At 50.4% G+C, this 14,813-nt stretch carries 12 protein-coding genes, 1 tRNA gene and 2 rRNA genes; 4 read left to right on the plus strand and 11 right to left on the minus strand.

From position 1 onward, the window contains the following. Positions 1–3 precede the first annotated feature (3 nt). The 3 genes from rrf (ACH0WD_RS23145) (at position 4) to rrf (ACH0WD_RS23155) (ending at position 364) form a co-directional block, all read left to right on the plus strand. Positions 4–119 (plus strand): 5S ribosomal RNA (gene rrf / locus ACH0WD_RS23145). 14 nt (positions 120–133) lie between these two features. Beyond that, a tRNA-Thr gene (locus ACH0WD_RS23150) sits at positions 134–209 on the plus strand. 39 nt (positions 210–248) lie between these two features. Then, a 5S ribosomal RNA gene (rrf, locus tag ACH0WD_RS23155) occupies positions 249–364 on the plus strand. A 615-nt stretch (positions 365–979) separates the two neighbouring features. Here the strand turns inward: rrf (ACH0WD_RS23155) and ACH0WD_RS23160 are convergent. The 3 genes from ACH0WD_RS23160 to ACH0WD_RS23170 form a co-directional block, all read right to left on the minus strand. Continuing rightward, positions 980–1,201 carry a membrane protein gene (locus ACH0WD_RS23160; RefSeq protein WP_000825645.1) on the minus strand — a complete coding sequence of 74 codons (222 nt, stop codon included), beginning with the start codon at positions 1,199–1,201 and terminating at the stop codon, positions 980–982. 237 nt (positions 1,202–1,438) lie between these two features. Further along, positions 1,439–4,552, minus strand: a complete 3,114-nt coding sequence (locus ACH0WD_RS23165; protein WP_001273283.1) for an efflux RND transporter permease subunit — start codon at positions 4,550–4,552, stop codon at positions 1,439–1,441. 11 nt (positions 4,553–4,563) lie between these two features. Continuing rightward, positions 4,564–5,721 carry an efflux RND transporter periplasmic adaptor subunit gene (locus ACH0WD_RS23170; protein WP_000160383.1) on the minus strand — a complete coding sequence of 386 codons (1,158 nt, stop codon included), beginning with the start codon at positions 5,719–5,721 and terminating at the stop codon, positions 4,564–4,566. Between the two features lie 413 nt (positions 5,722–6,134). Between ACH0WD_RS23170 and envR the strand changes: the two genes are divergently transcribed. Next, entirely contained in the window at positions 6,135–6,797 is a 663-nt protein-coding gene (envR, locus tag ACH0WD_RS23175; RefSeq protein ID WP_001085725.1) for an acrEF/envCD operon transcriptional regulator, read from the plus strand. Between the two features lie 26 nt (positions 6,798–6,823). Here envR and ACH0WD_RS23180 read toward each other — a convergent pair whose 3' ends face one another. The 8 genes from ACH0WD_RS23180 to ACH0WD_RS23215 all read right to left on the minus strand — a co-directional run bounded on the left by ACH0WD_RS23180 (position 6,824) and on the right by ACH0WD_RS23215 (position 14,792). After that, the gene (locus tag ACH0WD_RS23180; RefSeq protein WP_001145339.1) at positions 6,824–8,899 is read right to left on the minus strand and encodes a bifunctional diguanylate cyclase/phosphodiesterase; all 2,076 of its coding nucleotides are present in this window, start codon (positions 8,897–8,899) and stop codon (positions 6,824–6,826) included. Positions 8,900–9,049: 150 nt separating this feature from the next. Beyond that, positions 9,050–9,214: a DUF2556 family protein gene (locus ACH0WD_RS23185; RefSeq protein ID WP_000620015.1), complete on the minus strand. Its 165-nt coding sequence runs from the start codon at positions 9,212–9,214 to the stop codon at positions 9,050–9,052. A gap of 82 nt (positions 9,215–9,296) precedes the next feature. Continuing rightward, the gene (gene yhdJ / locus ACH0WD_RS23190) at positions 9,297–10,181 is read right to left on the minus strand and encodes an adenine-specific DNA-methyltransferase (protein WP_000642611.1); all 885 of its coding nucleotides are present in this window, start codon (positions 10,179–10,181) and stop codon (positions 9,297–9,299) included. Between the two features lie 85 nt (positions 10,182–10,266). Then, a complete protein-coding gene (fis, locus tag ACH0WD_RS23195; RefSeq protein ID WP_000462905.1) occupies positions 10,267–10,563 on the minus strand; it encodes a DNA-binding transcriptional regulator Fis in 297 nt (98 codons plus the stop codon). A 25-nt stretch (positions 10,564–10,588) separates the two neighbouring features. Next, complete coding sequence (dusB, locus tag ACH0WD_RS23200) at positions 10,589–11,554, minus strand: tRNA dihydrouridine synthase DusB (protein ID WP_001219664.1); 966 nt, start codon at positions 11,552–11,554, stop codon at positions 10,589–10,591. 661 nt (positions 11,555–12,215) lie between these two features. Next, positions 12,216–13,097: a 50S ribosomal protein L11 methyltransferase gene (gene prmA / locus ACH0WD_RS23205; RefSeq protein WP_001145849.1), complete on the minus strand. Its 882-nt coding sequence runs from the start codon at positions 13,095–13,097 to the stop codon at positions 12,216–12,218. 11 nt (positions 13,098–13,108) lie between these two features. Continuing rightward, positions 13,109–14,560, minus strand: coding sequence for a sodium/pantothenate symporter (panF, locus tag ACH0WD_RS23210; RefSeq protein WP_001175748.1), 1,452 nt, complete (start codon positions 14,558–14,560; stop codon positions 13,109–13,111). Next, on the minus strand, positions 14,550–14,792 hold the full coding sequence (locus tag ACH0WD_RS23215) for a YhdT family protein (protein WP_000340018.1): 243 nt from the start codon (positions 14,790–14,792) through the stop codon (positions 14,550–14,552). Before ACH0WD_RS23215 ends, panF begins: the two co-directional genes overlap by 11 nt. Positions 14,793–14,813: the final 21 nt, after the last annotated feature.

Genomic DNA, 14,813 nt, shown 5'->3' on the forward strand with positions numbered 1-14,813 from the left:
TTGCCTGGCGGCACTAGCGCGGTGGTCCCACCTGACCCCATGCCGAACTCAGAAGTGAAACGCCGTAGCGCCGATGGTAGTGTGGGGTCTCCCCATGCGAGAGTAGGGAACTGCCAGGCATCAAATTTAGTGTGCTGATATGGCTCAGTTGGTAGAGCGCACCCTTGGTAAGGGTGAGGTCCCCAGTTCGACTCTGGGTATCAGCACCACTTAATACGGTTAAAGTTCGGCATTTGAAAAAGAATTTGTCTGGCGGCAGTAGCGCGGTGGTCCCACCTGACCCCATGCCGAACTCAGAAGTGAAACGCCGTAGCGCCGATGGTAGTGTGGGGTCTCCCCATGCGAGAGTAGGGAACTGCCAGACATCAAATAAAGCAAAGGGCCCAATCGAAAGACTGGGCCTTTTTGCATTTATCTTTCTATGGAAAAAGTTATCGGGTAATGACGCCGACGCGTTTTAAACATCTTCGTAGAGTGGATAAAAACCGTTTTAGTCAACGTGATTTCCCGCCATATATCCGCCTGAACCATCGAATGTGAACCGTGCTGAAGTAGATGTACAAACGGCTTTTACTTACGCCTCTAATAAGCAATAGAGATATTCGCTGAGGACTAAGAATCTGGCCCATTAGGCTATTTTATTTGCCAGTTTGGCCCTGGGACAGTGCTCAAAATCCTCATGTATTACGTGTATGTTCCGGTTTATATCCAGACTGTCTGTAATAATTACGCCTAATGATCACGCTCTAAGTCTTACTGTATAAAGCCTGTTTGTAATGCGGCTTACGATGCTATCAAGCTACAATTTTGTCTGCATCGGACAAGGAATAGAATAAATACCATCGGGATGGGCGAGTAAGAAAAGGGAGCGTTTTATCGTGTTAACTTTCGGGGGATAGACTGAACAGATTACGTCGCTGAGTATCCTTACGACCTTTATATTATTACTGAAAGCGCGGCATTGCCGCGCCTGCATGTATCATTTAGAAAGCGCAATGATACCCATCGTCAACCCTGCTACCGCCGCAGCTCCGCCAGCGATAGCGCCTGCTGTCTCCCAGTTATCCTGCGTAGTACCTTTCATACATGTATTGGTATGAACCAGCCGCCCTTGATCGTCATAAACCGGTACGCAGGGAGAATCATGTGCACAACCTGCCAATAAGGTGGTAAGCAATGCAACTGGAATTAGTCTTTTCATGGTGTTACCTCATTAATCAGCGTTTCGCGAAGTACAACAACGTAAATGCTGGCTCTAACCGCTGCGAAAACGAGAGTTATTTTACCACCACAGAAAAAATGGCCGACATGAGGAATCATCTCAATTCATGTGAATTGTAAAAACTATGGAGAATGCAAAAGTAAGCGGAGAGGGGGGAATAGCGGAGATAAAGACGTACCGTTTAAAAAGGCGTCCGAAGACGCCTCTGTTTACCGGTTAATCATGATGGCGATTAAATCGGCGTTTTACAACAACGAAGAATACTGGCACGAAGAAGATAGCTAATAAGGTTGCGGTTAACATTCCCCCCATAACCCCTGTGCCTACTGCGTTCTGTGCCCCACTACCTGCGCCACGACTGATAACTAACGGCATTACCCCGAGAATAAAGGCCAGCGAGGTCATTAGAATAGGACGTAAACGCATACGGGATGCTTCCAGCGTCGCTTCAATCAATCCACGTCCTTCTTTTTCCATGAGATCTTTGGCGAACTCGACAATCAGGATGGCGTTTTTAGCAGAAAGGCCAATAGTGGTTAACAAGCCAACCTGGAAGTAAACGTCATTGTTCAGACCGCGCAATGACGCTGCAAGCAGAGCGCCAACCACGCCGAGCGGTACGACCAGCATTACCGAGAACGGAATTGACCAGCTTTCATACAGAGCGGCAAGGCAGAGGAAAACGACAATGAGTGAGATTGCGTACAGCGCCGGCGCCTGGTTACCTGACAACCGTTCCTGATACGACATACCTGTCCAGTCATAGCCAATACCGTTTGGCAGCTGTGAAGCCAGGTTTTCCATTAACGACATGGCTTCACCGGTACTTCGTCCGGGCGCTGCTTCACCGAGCAGTTCCATTGACGGCATCCCGTTATAGCGTTCCAGGCGTGGCGAACCATAAATCCACCGTGCTGAGCTAAAGGTAGAGAAGGGCACCATCTCGCCATTGGCGCTGCGTACATAAAGATTGTTGATATCTCCCGGCAGCATACGGAACTGAGCGTCAGCCTGAACGTATACTTTTTTCACTCGTCCGCGATCGATAAAGTCGTTAACGTAATAGCCGCCCAACGCCGCGGAGATGGTTTCGTTGATATCAGACAGCGAAACACCGAGCGCCTGCGCTTTTTCTTGATCGACATCCAGCTTGAACTGTGGCGTGTCTTCCAGCCCGTTCGGGCGTACGCGCACTAATAGATCAGGATGCTTCGCGACCATACCCAGGAGTTGATTACGCGCTTTCGTTAACGCATCGTGACCGAGTCCTCCCTGATCAATCAGTTCAAAGTCGAAACCTGTCGCGGTACCTAACTCGACAATTGCCGGCATGTTGAAGGGGAACACCAACCCGTCGCGAATCTGGCTGAAGGCGCGTGTCGCTCTGGCGATAACGGCTTCGACGCTATTTTCTTCACCGTTACGCTCTTCCCAGGGTTTAAGGCTGACAAATGCCATCCCTGAGTTTTGTCCCTGACCGCTAAAGCTAAAGCCGTTTACGGTAAACACGCTTTCGACGTTCGCTTTTTCATTATTCAGGTAGTAATGAGTGACTTGATCCAGCACTTTCTGCGTACGTTCTTGCGTAGCGCCAGAGGGGAGCTGAATCATGGTCAGGAATACCCCCTGATCTTCTTCCGGCAGGAAGGAGGTCGGGAGGCGTAAAAACAGAACCGCCATTCCGACTACAATAAGTAGGTAGATAATGAGATAGCGACCCGTATTACGCACGATACCGCTTACGCTGTTAGTATAGTGATTAACGCTGTGATCAAACCTGGTATTGAACCAGCCAAAGAAGCCGCTTTTTTTCTCGTGATGTTCAGCAGATACGGGTTTAAGCAGCGTAGCGCATAGCGCTGGCGTCAGAATCAACGCAACCAGAACGGATAGCGCCATTGCTGAAACAATAGTAATAGAGAACTGGCGATAAATTGCCCCGGTCGAGCCGCCAAAAAAGGCCATCGGGATAAATACCGCAGACAGTACCATCGCGATACCAACCAGCGCTCCCTGAATCTGCGACATGGATTTTTCCGTCGCCTCTCGGGGAGAAAGGTTATCCTCCATCATTACACGTTCAACGTTTTCTACGACCACTATCGCATCGTCAACCAACAGCCCTATCGCCAGTACCATGCCGAACATCGTCAGGGTATTGATGGAATAGCCAAAGGCGGCGAGTACCGCAAAAGTGCCTAGCAACACGACAGGAACAGCGATGGTAGGAATCAGGGTTGCCCGGATATTCTGTAAGAACAGATACATTACCAGGAACACCAGAATAATTGCTTCAAACAGCGTTTTTACCACTTCGTGGATAGATATTTTTACGAAGGGCGTTGTGTCATAAGGATAAACCACCTTCATTCCCTGAGGGAAGAAAGGCTGCAGCTCCGCCAGTTTCGCTTTGATTGCGGTTGCGGTATCCAGCGCGTTAGCGCCGGTCGCCAGTTTAATACCGAGACCGGAGGCCGGTTTACCGTTAATGCGCGCTACAACATTATAGTTTTCACCGCCAAGCTCAATACGCGCGACATCTTTGAGATGGACGACAGAACCGTCGGTATTGACACGCAACGTAACTTTGCCGAACTCTTCCGGATCTTTCAGACGCGTTTGGGCGATGATTGAGGCGTTAAGCTGCTGGCCCGGTAATGCTGGCGTGCCGCCCAGTTGGCCTGCCGCAATCTGGTCGTTCTGTACTTTTAACTGGTTGATGACGTCAACTGGCGTGAGCTGGTATTTATTTAGCAGATTCGCATCCAGCCAGATACGCATGGCGTACTGTGCGCCAAATAGCTGAACGTCGCCCACACCATTAAGACGGCTGATAGAATCCTTAATGTTAGAGGCGACATAGTCAGAGATGTCGTCCTGGGTAGTGTTCGGATTATCCGAGACGAACCCGGCGACCATCAAAAAGCTGCTGCTGGACTTTTCAACGCTAATCCCCTGCTGCTGGACTTCTTGCGGTAGTAAAGGCGTGGCGAGCTGCAATTTATTTTGCACCTGAACCTGCGCGATATCCGGATCGGTTCCGGACTGGAAGGTCAGGGTGATGGTCACGCTACCAGCAGAGTCGCTGGTAGAGGACATATACATCAGGTTATCGATACCGTTCATATTTTGTTCGATAACCTGAGTAACCGTATCCTGTACCGTCTGCGCATCCGCGCCAGGATAGGTTGCAGAAATAGAAACCGCTGGCGGCGCAATGGTTGGATACTGCGCAACGGGAAGTTGCATTATTGCCAGTGCGCCAGCCATCATCAGGATAATGGCCAGAACCCAGGCGAAAATAGGACGTCTAATAAAAAAGTTTGCCATGTACGGTTACCTTATTGCGCCGTTTTCGCTGCAGGAGCATCGGTAGTGGCTTTCACCTGGACGCCCGGTCGCGCTTTTTGTAAGCCGCTGACGATGACCTTATCGCCCGGTTTTAACCCTTCGCTGATGAGCCATTTATCGCCAATAGCCTGCGCCGCCACGACATTGCGGGCTTCGACCTGGCTTTTATCGTTAACCACCATCACCATTGCGTCGCCGCGCGGCGTGCGGGTTACGCCCTGCTGGGGGACAAGGATGGCATTGGGCTGGACGCCTTCATCAATGCGGGCGCGAACAAACATACCGGGAAGCAGACTGTGTTGCGGGTTAGGGAAAACTGCCCTGAGCGTGATAGAGCCGGTGCTTTCATCTACGGTAACGTCGGAAAATTGCAGCGTGCCTTTAATCGGGTAGACCTGACCATTTTCCATTACCAGTTGAACCGTGCTACTGGCGCTGTCTTTATGCAGGTTACCTTGTTCGACGGATTGCTTGAGTCGCATAAAGTCGTTGCTTGATTGCGTCACGTCGACATAAATCGGATCGAGTTGTTGCACGGTAGCCAGTTCAGTTGACTGACCATTAGTCACCAGCGCGCCTTCAGTCACATTAGATTTTCCTATACGCCCGCTGATGGGTGAGGTGACTTTGGTATACGCAAGGTTAATACGCGCGCTTTCAACAGCGGCTTTTGCCGCCACAACGGCGGCATCGGCCTGGCGGGCGTCGGCAATCGCCTGATCATATTCCTGTTGGCTGATATATTTTGTGCCGACCAGTGGAACATAGCGTTTGACCGTCAGGTGCGCGATAGCCGCAGCCGCTTCGCTTTTAGCAAGTTCGCCTTTAGCGCTGTCATAATCGGCCTGATAAGTGGCAGGATCGATCTGATAAAGCGACTGCCCGGCCTCTACATCGCTACCTTCGGTGAAGTTTCTTTTAAGCACGATCCCGCTCACCTGGGGGCGAACCTCCGCAATGCGAAATGCGGACGTACGTCCGGGAAGTTCGGTCGTTACGGCTAGCGGCGCTGTTTCGACCACATGGACGGTGACTTGCGGCTCGCCGGCATGAGCCTGGGTATCTCCCTGGTCATTACAACCGGCCAGCAGCGCAGCAGAGAATATGATGAATGAGGGCAGGAGTGAAAACCTGGCATGTTTCGTCATTACTGTTCCTTAAAAAACCGAAAGCTCGTTATTCACCGGATAACGGTAAGGCGTTAACGCGCGAAAAATAGAATAGCAGTGGGGTATCCTACAAATTATTAGCTTGTGATGTAAGCAATACTTATTTTGGGATGGGGTTCACGGCACATAAAAGCAAAAAAAAAGAACTATTCCCTGTCGTTTCATAATGTCCCGATTAGTAAAATCATGATGTTGAATAACATAATTAGAAATATATATTTTATATGAATATGTTTTATTAATTTATTTGTTTTTATTATTGATTTGGCGATATTGTGCGAAATAAAAATGGCTGTCTCTCGTCTGACTAAAAAGGACATGGTAAAGTTGTTTTTTGTGCTGAGTATTTTATCAGCGTATTTATCGTTTTTATGGTCCAGGATATCTTAATTATGGCGAAGAAAACGAAGGCGGATGCGCTTAAAACGCGGCAACATTTGATTGAAACCGCTATTGCGCAGTTCGCTTTGCGCGGCGTTGCCAACACGACGTTGAATGATATCGCTGATGCCGCTGATGTCACGCGGGGCGCCATCTACTGGCACTTTGAGAATAAAACGCAGTTGTTTAATGAGGTTTGGTTACAGCAACCACCTTTACGCGAACTTATTCAGGATAGGCTTACGGGATGCTGGAATGATAATCCTTTACAGGATCTACGAGAGAAATTTATTGCAGCCTTACAATATATTGCGGCAGTGCCTCGTCAGCAGGCATTAATGCAGATTTTATATCATAAATGTGAATTCCATAATGGTATGATATCGGAACAGGCCATTCGGGAGAAGATGGGTTTCCATCATCAGTCGCTGCTTGAAGTATTACAGCGATGTATGGATAAAAAGCTGATCTCAGGCAGTCTTGATCTGGATGTCATATTAATTATTCTGCATGGTAGTTTTAGCGGAATAGTAAAGAACTGGTTAATGAATCCCACAAGTTATGATCTTTATAAGCAGGCGCCTGCATTAGTCGATAATGTATTAAAAATGCTAAGCCCGGATGGCAGTGTGAGGCAATTAATGCCAAATGAACAACAGGCGGAAGAAGCCTGAGATTATTTTGAGTTGATATTATATATTTACCTTGTGAATATATTGGCAGGGTCCCGAATATCGCGAGCAATTTCCTCTGCCGTACGCGGCTTGCCAAGCAGGAACCCCTGAAGCGTATGGCATCCTAACTGGGTCAAAAATTGTTGCTGCGTTTCATTTTCTACCCCTTCTGCCACAATTTGCAGATTTAACGCTTTCGCCAGCGCGACAATAGCCGCAACAATGGTCGCGCCGTCGCTTGCCTCGCTGAGTTCATGTACGAAAGCGCGATCAATTTTTAGTTCGCACGCCGGAAGACGTTTCAGATAGAGAAGGCTGGAATAACCGGTGCCAAAGTCGTCAATAGAGGCCTTAACCCCCATTTCCGTTAATCTGGTGAGTATAGCGACGCTTTGCTCTGGCTTGTTCATCGCCGTGGTTTCGGTGATTTCCAGAATCAATAAATCGGGACGGATACTGTGTCGGGCCAGGCTCCGCGTAATGGTGTCCACAAGCCCGGGCTGCTCAAATTGTAAGGCGGACAGGTTTACCGCCACTGACCATAAGGCGTATCCCTGTAAGTGCCACTCGCGGAGCTGTCGACACGCCTCGTCTATCACCCAGCTACCGATAGTGACGATAAGACCCGTTTTTTCCGCCAGCGGTAAAAACTGGTCAGGATTCAGTACGCCTTGTTTTGGATGATACCAGCGCAACAGGGCCTCAAATCCTACAATGGGGCCGGCAGGAGCCTGAAATTTAGGCTGATACACCAGCCTGAGCTCTTGTCTTTCCAGCGCCAGCCACAGATCATTCATTAGCTGAAGCTGGGTTTGCGCCAGCATATTCATTGATGGCTGAAAGAAATGGTATCCGTTACGCCCCGTATGTTTCGTGTGGTACATTGCGGCATCGGCGTTGAACATCAGTTCCCGTTCGTTTTTTCCGTCCAGCGGATAGAGCGCTATTCCCACGCTAAGGGTGACGACCAGTTCGTACGGATCTATCGTAAAGGGCGCATCTATCGAATGTACCAGCGCGCTGGCAAGGGAAGCCGCTTCGTCAGGCGCGCTGACTTCTGCAAGCAGCACAAATTCGTCGCCGCCAATCCGCGCCAGGGTAAACTGACCGCTCAGTGGTTGGTTCAGACGATGCGTGACCGCCACCAGTAGCTTATCGCCGATATCATGACCATAAGCGTCATTAACGGCTTTAAAGCCATCCAGATCCATAAACAGTAGCGCGAAAGACGAGCCTTCCCGATTCGCTTTGCTGATGGCCTGTTCCAGACGATCCTCAAGAAGTACCCGGTTTGGTAAACGGGTGAGCGTATCATGCAGCGCCAACTGCGCCAGTTCCTGGTTCGCCTGCGCCAGCGAAGAGGCAAGTAGTGCGGTGCGGGCCTGAAGCCGGGCGTCAAATAAAGAAACCAGAAGAGTAATGCCCAGGATAGTCAGCGCGACCACGCTGACAAGAACAGCCAGCCAGTTGCTATCGACGCCACGATGCTCCATCGGCCAGTTTTGGGGAAAGTGTGCGGCCTTCATACCGGCGTAATGCATGCCGGCGATAGCTATCCCCATTAATACCGCGGCGCCTGCTCGCCTCAGGGCGACATCTGTTCCCTCATTACGCAGGCGGAACGTGAGCCACAGCGCGCCGCAGGACGCCAGTAGCGCGATAATGATAGAGAGGGCAACCCATGCGCTATTCCAGACGATAATGGAAGCAAATTGCAGCGCCGCCATCCCGGTATAATGCATTGCGCTGATGCCCAGTCCCATCACCAGCGCGCCCGGTAGTAAACGGCGCAGGCGCAGTTTTTCAGCGCTAACCAGCCATAGCGCAAACAGGGAGGAGCCGATCGCGATCAGCATGGAGAGGCCGGTGAGGAACGGATCGAAGCGCATGTTCATCGCGTGATCCATCGCCAGCATCCCGACAAAATGCATCGCCCAAATACCGACGCCCAGCGCGAAGCCGCCGCCCATTAGCCATATTCTGGCGTTTGATCGGGCGCTTCCGGCTACGCGTCCGGCCATATTTAATGCGGTATAGGACGCAAAAATAGCGACAGCAAATGAAACCGCCACAAGGATGTGGTTGTACTCACTAACCGGCATGTATCATTAGCTCATTGGTTATGCAGGAAAAGAACAGGACAAGACAGTATCACCCCTTCTTTTATCCTCAACGTGTTTTAATTCCCTGTTTTTATAAGGGATAAAAGAAATCCGGGCGATAAATAATCATAGGTTAAATCGCCCGGTTCGCTACTCCAGATCGGTACAATTGATCAATTTAAGAGGGTTAACCGAGTCCATGTTTCGGCACTTATCCTGTTCAGTCGCCATCAATTCGATCCATTGCATCAAAAGCGCATCAAAAAGAAAAACGGAGACGGCAAAAACAACCAGCCACCAATACTTACGTATCATCGTCAAATCCTGTGTATTCATGCCCATGCGTGCTGGGAATATACATGAAATTTTGACGCTGAAAAGCGGACTTACAATGCTTTTACTTCTCTGAAGATAGCGCGTTTATCCCGACATTTCGCTGCTTTTTGGACAGGTTTTGTGTTTTTCTCTTTTTGACTTTTGCAAGTTCATTTTCTGAATAATGCGAAGTGACGCTCAATCTTCTGAGCCCCATTTTTACGTACTCATTATTGAGTTCAATACCGATAAACTTACGACCTGACGCCGCTGCGACAGCGCCTGTGGTGAAACTGCCCGCGAAAGGGTCCAATACGGTATCGCTCGGGTTAGAAGAGGCCAGTATGATCCGTTTTAACAGCGCGCTGGGCTTTTGCGTAGGATGGTTTTCATATTCATCCATCAGATAACGTACGCGAGGAAATGACCAGACGTTGCCCGGCACTTTTTTCTGATTGTATGGTTGGGGCGGGTTTTTTCGATAATCGATTAGCGCGCGCTTAGCGCCCGTGGTGGTCTCGACCAGAATCGCGTCACGGTTAAAGGTATAGCTTTTCGGGTTTTTTACCATCATCAGGATCGGTTCATACATAGAACCAAAGTATTTTTTCGCCTGCACCCCGGAACTATCATAGGACCAGACGATACGGCTTTTGATGGTAAAAAGCGTTCGGCATTTGAGATCGATATACGGCATATTTTCTGTGCTATTCATGATGTACATGGTGCCGTGTTTCTTCAGTACGCGGTGGCATTCATCAATGCATTCATACAGCCAGGCCAGAAAAGACGCTTCGTCCCAGGATTCCACCATACCGTCGAAATCTTTTCCGATATTGTAAGGCGGATCGGCAAAAATTAAGTCAATGCTTTCAGAAGGCAGTTTTTTAAGTTCTGTTAGCGCGTCACCGTGAATAATCTTCTTCGATTCATCGCCAAAGTACTGAGGTTCACATTCCGCTTTCATGACCAAATTCCATGTGATGCGTATAAAAAAGGCGCTTCCCCATGCCGAGTAGCGCCTTTTTAAACAAGCAGTTAGCTAATCGAAATTAGTTCATGCCGTATTTTTTTAATTTTTTACGCAGCGTACCACGGTTGATGCCCATCATCAGAGCAGCACGGGTCTGGTTACCACGGGTGTATTGCATCACCATGTCCAACAGGGGCTGTTCTACTTCAGCCAGTACCAGCTCATACAGGTCATTAACGTCCTGACCATTCAGTTGAGCAAAATAGTTCTTCAGTGCCTGTTTAACCGAGTCACGCAGGGGTTTTTGGGTTACCTGATCCTGAGAGTTAACGGTAGAAACGGTCAGTACGTCAGAATTTACGCGTTGTTCGAACATAGTTCTGTCAGCTCTTTATTTCTGTTTACGCAAAATTTTCGAAGTATGCCTCCAACGCCTCCAGCTGTTCGCTGGCGTCCTCAATAGCGTTGAATGTGCGCCGAAACTGGTCGTCTGGAGCGTGCTCCTGGAGATACCAGGAGACGTGTTTACGCGCGATTCGGTACCCTTTTGCCTGACCGTAAAAGTCATGCAGTTCCCGAACATGCGTGCAAAGCAAGCGCTTTACCTCTGCCAGCGGCAGCGGCGGAAGCAGCTCCCCAGTGTCCAGATAATGCTGGATTTCCCGAAAGATCCAGGGTCTTCCCTGAGCTGCGCGGCCTATCATCAGGGCATCCGCCCCTGTATAGTCGAGAACAGCTCTGGCTTTATGCGGGTTAGTAATGTCGCCATTCGCGATAATCGGAATGGAAACTTTCTGCTTAACTGCCCGAATACTGTCGTATTCAGCTTCTCCGTTGAACAAACAGGCGCGGGTGCGGCCATGGATGGTCAGAGCCTGAATACCACAATCTTCAGCCAGTTGGGCAATCTCTACGCAGTTACGGTGTTCCGGCGCCCAGCCGGTGCGAATCTTGAGAGTCACAGGAACGTCCACTGCGTTTACGACCCCGATGAGTATAGACTTCACTAAATCCGGGTACTGCAAGAGGGCTGAACCTGCCAGCTTACGATTCACTTTCTTCGCCGGGCACCCCATATTGATATCAATAATCTGGGCGCCGCTTTCCACGTTAATACGTGCGGCATCGGCCATCTCAACAGGGTCGCTACCGGCAATTTGCACCGTGCGAATTCCTGGCTCATCAACGTGCACCATCCGTAAACGAGATTTATCGCTTTCCCACACTTGCGGGTTAGAAGACATCATCTCGGATACTGTCAATCCTGCTCCCATCTCATAGCACAGCGTCCGGAAAGGTCTGTCAGTAATGCCAGCCATGGGCGCTGCGATCAGGCGATTTCTGAGCTGATATTGTCCGATGCGCATGAGTTAAGAAATGACCATACTGTGACTGCAAGGCGGCGTATATTACGCATTTTTTGCACGAGATGAAAGGCCAAACTTTGAACAATCCACTGTTGTAGATCAATGAATCGTGCTTAAAAACAGCAAAATAAATTTATAATTCAGTAAAATCATAGGGTTATTTATTGTCGGCGGTTTTGTACGCGCTTACAAATTCCCGTAACTTCTCTCTATTTCTTCGTCCAGAAACAAGATAAGCGGAATAATCTGCTTTTTTTATAAGCTAATTACCCCAAATGAATGGGATCGCCATCTCGTTTCAGGACAAGATCACTTCCCGCTGCGCGTGATTTTTCTCCATTGCCAGTCGGAAGGGGGCGCACAGATGCGCTTTTGTGTTCATGAATGGCACGGATAAATTTTTCCAGCTGCGCTGAAGAGAGGGTTAGCGGATGCTGCAGAACAACCCGGACAGCATTTACTAAGCACGAGGACGATGGCTGCCACCCGTTAAAACGCCAGTATCTTTTGTCCGCTGGTAGCAGCTGTTTATCCAGACGGATAGTGACAAAGAAGTTATTTCAGGCATTCATTTGATGAATTTAATGATGTCTCGGTGCCTGAAAGGCGTTAAGGCAGTTGTGTGGAGAAAAGCGTGGCCGGGCGACCACGCTGACAAGAATTATTTCTTACGGCCAGTAATGCGGCACCATTCTTCTTTTTCGACGACCGGGTCGAGAGTGAAAAGCTCGGCGTAAGCATCGCAGACGCTTTCCGCCTGGCTGGCGAGAATACCTGAAAGCCCCAGCAGACCGCCCTCAACGGGCAGTACGCTGATTAACGGGGCCAGTTCGCGTAATGGGCCTGCCAGGATGTTAGCGACGACCACGTCGGCTTTCATGGCTTCTGGCTGGTCTTTCGGCAGGTACAGCTCCAGCCGGTCAGACACGCCGTTGCGTTCGGCATTATCGCGACTGGCCTGAATAGCTTGCGGATCGATATCAATACCAATCGCCTTTGCCGCTCCCAGCTTCAGCGCGGCAATCGCCAGAATGCCTGAACCGCAGCCAAAGTCGATCACGGTTTTGCCGTTGAGATCGAGCCCGTCCAGCCATTGCAGACATAAAGAGGTGGTGGGGTGCGTACCCGTACCGAACGCCAGTCCCGGGTCGAGCATCACGTTGACGGCATTCTCGTCCGGAATGTCACGCCAGCTGGGACAAATCCACAGACGCTCGCCAAAACGCATCGGATGGAAATTATCCATCCATTCGCGTTCCCAGTCTTTATCTTCCAGTTGTTCGATTTTATGGGCAAATCCGGCACCCAGCAGCGGATGTTGCTCCAGAATCGCGACAACGTCTTTCATGTCGGTTTCGGCGTCGAACAGACCGATCACATCGGTATCCCCCCACAGACGGGTTTCGCCCGGCAACGGCTCAAAAACCGGCGTATCGTGCGTATCCTGAAAGGTAATGGAAACGGCGCCCGCTTCCATCAGCGCATCACTCAGCTCTTCAGCATTCGCGCCGGTGGTATTCAGTTTCAATTGGATCCATGGCATGGCAAAACTCTTTATTTATCAGTAGACAATACGGTGGCTTGCGAAGCGGAAGAGCCGAATCGGTTTCCGATCAGAAAAGCCAATAAACTTAACAGTAACGCGGGCACAATCGGATGAAAGCCCAGGTACTGAATATTAAATGTGGCAAGCAGGGCATATAGCACGCCGCCCACGATCATGGCGCTTAATGCGCCTGCCGCGTTTGCCCGCTCCCAGTAAAGGCCCAGTACCAGCGGCCATAAGAACACCGCTTCCAGGCCGCCAAACGCCAGCAGGTTGAGCCAAATGATCATCTCTGGCGGTTTCCATGCTGCCAGCAGCAACAGCGCGCCTAGCAGTAATGTAATCGCTGCCGACATACGCTTCAGCCGGATCTCATTTTGCATCTGATCGGGGCGCAGGTTGAGATAGAGATCTTTAATGATCGTCGCGGAACTTTGCAGCAGTTGGGCGTTAATTGTTGACATGATCGCCGCCATTGGCGCAGCGAGGAAGATCCCGGCGGCAAACGGCGGCAAAACTTTCACCATTAGCGTTGGGATCACCAGATCCGGCACCGTCAGATCCGGAAGCACCGCGCGACCCAGCGCGCCGGCAAGGTGCATCCCGAACATTAAAATCGCCACGACAATCGTACCGATAATAATGCCCCGGTGTACCGCTTTACTGTCTTTATAGGAGATGCAGCGCACCGCCGTATGCGGCAGGCCAATCACACCAAAACAGACCAGTACCCAAAAAGAGGTCATAAAGGCGGGAGAAAGTATGTCATCGGCGCCCTGCGGCGTTACCAGTTTAGGGTCGAGAGCGTGCAGCGTGTCAACGGCCTGACTTAGACCGCCCGCCGCATGCACCACGCCCACCAGCAGCACTATCGTGCCGACCAGCATCACCAGGCCCTGTAGCGTATCGTTAAGTACGCTGGCGCGAAAGCCGCCAAACGCCGTATAGAGTGCGATACTGACGCCAAATATTAGCAGGCCGGTTTCGTAGGGAATTCCCGCCGCGGTTTCCAGCAGTCGCGCGCCGCCGATAAATTGTACGGTCATTGCGCCAATAAACGCGACCAATAAACTCAGGCTTGCCAACCACACCAGCAGGCGGCTTTGGTAACGAGCGAATAACATATCGTTAAGCGTGACGGCATTATAGCGACGCGCCAGGATAGCGAATTTTTTACCCAGAATACCCAGTGAAAGCCAGACGGCGGGAAGCTGGATCATCGCCAGCAAGACCCAGCCCAGACCGTATTTATAAGCCGCGCCGGGACCGCCGATAAATGAACTGGCGCTAATATAGGTGGCGGTAAGCGTCATCGCGAGCACGATCCCGCCCATCGAACGGCTGCCAAGAAAATATTCGTTTAAAAAGGTGCCGGCGGTACGCTTGCGCATAGCGTAAATCGAGACCCCGAAGACCACGACCAGATAGGCTACCAGCGGTAGAATGACCTCAAGCTGCATCGTCATCCTCCAGCGAAATATCGCGATAAATGAATTTCACCATCGCCCAGCACAGCAAAATAAAGACCAGCGGCGTCAATAAGCAGGCCATCTCGAACCAGTGCGGCAGACCGGTAATTCCCGGCGAGTCTCCAGGTAAGTAAGCAGCCACTAACCATGCCGCCAGATAGCAAAGGGTCAGCCACAGCGCCCAGCGCGCCTCTTTATGGGCCTGAACAAAACGAGCGTCCATTTTTTGTCCCTTATGGGTGAA

It is taken from the genome of Salmonella sp. 2020_1395, assembly GCF_043848115.1.
In the GTDB taxonomy this organism is placed as follows: Bacteria; Pseudomonadota; Gammaproteobacteria; order Enterobacterales; family Enterobacteriaceae; genus Salmonella; species Salmonella enterica.

Excerpts from the sequence above, each read along its gene's own strand:
- ACH0WD_RS23160 (WP_000825645.1), bottom strand. The coding sequence starts at position 1,201 with ATGAAAAGACTAATTCCAGTTGCATTGCTTACCACCTTATTGGCAGGT.
- ACH0WD_RS23165 (WP_001273283.1), bottom strand. The coding sequence starts at position 4,552 with ATGGCAAACTTTTTTATTAGACGTCCTATTTTCGCCTGGGTTCTGGCC.
- ACH0WD_RS23170 (WP_000160383.1), bottom strand. The coding sequence starts at position 5,721 with ATGACGAAACATGCCAGGTTTTCACTCCTGCCCTCATTCATCATATTC.
- envR (WP_001085725.1), top strand. The coding sequence starts at position 6,135 with ATGGCGAAGAAAACGAAGGCGGATGCGCTTAAAACGCGGCAACATTTG.
- ACH0WD_RS23180 (WP_001145339.1), bottom strand. The coding sequence starts at position 8,899 with ATGCCGGTTAGTGAGTACAACCACATCCTTGTGGCGGTTTCATTTGCT.
- ACH0WD_RS23185 (WP_000620015.1), bottom strand. The coding sequence starts at position 9,214 with ATGATACGTAAGTATTGGTGGCTGGTTGTTTTTGCCGTCTCCGTTTTT.
- yhdJ (WP_000642611.1), bottom strand. The coding sequence starts at position 10,181 with ATGAAAGCGGAATGTGAACCTCAGTACTTTGGCGATGAATCGAAGAAG.
- fis (WP_000462905.1), bottom strand. The coding sequence starts at position 10,563 with ATGTTCGAACAACGCGTAAATTCTGACGTACTGACCGTTTCTACCGTT.
- dusB (WP_001219664.1), bottom strand. The coding sequence starts at position 11,554 with ATGCGCATCGGACAATATCAGCTCAGAAATCGCCTGATCGCAGCGCCC.
- prmA (WP_001145849.1), bottom strand. The coding sequence starts at position 13,097 with ATGCCATGGATCCAATTGAAACTGAATACCACCGGCGCGAATGCTGAA.
- panF (WP_001175748.1), bottom strand. The coding sequence starts at position 14,560 with ATGCAGCTTGAGGTCATTCTACCGCTGGTAGCCTATCTGGTCGTGGTC.
- ACH0WD_RS23215 (WP_000340018.1), bottom strand. The coding sequence starts at position 14,792 with ATGGACGCTCGTTTTGTTCAGGCCCATAAAGAGGCGCGCTGGGCGCTG.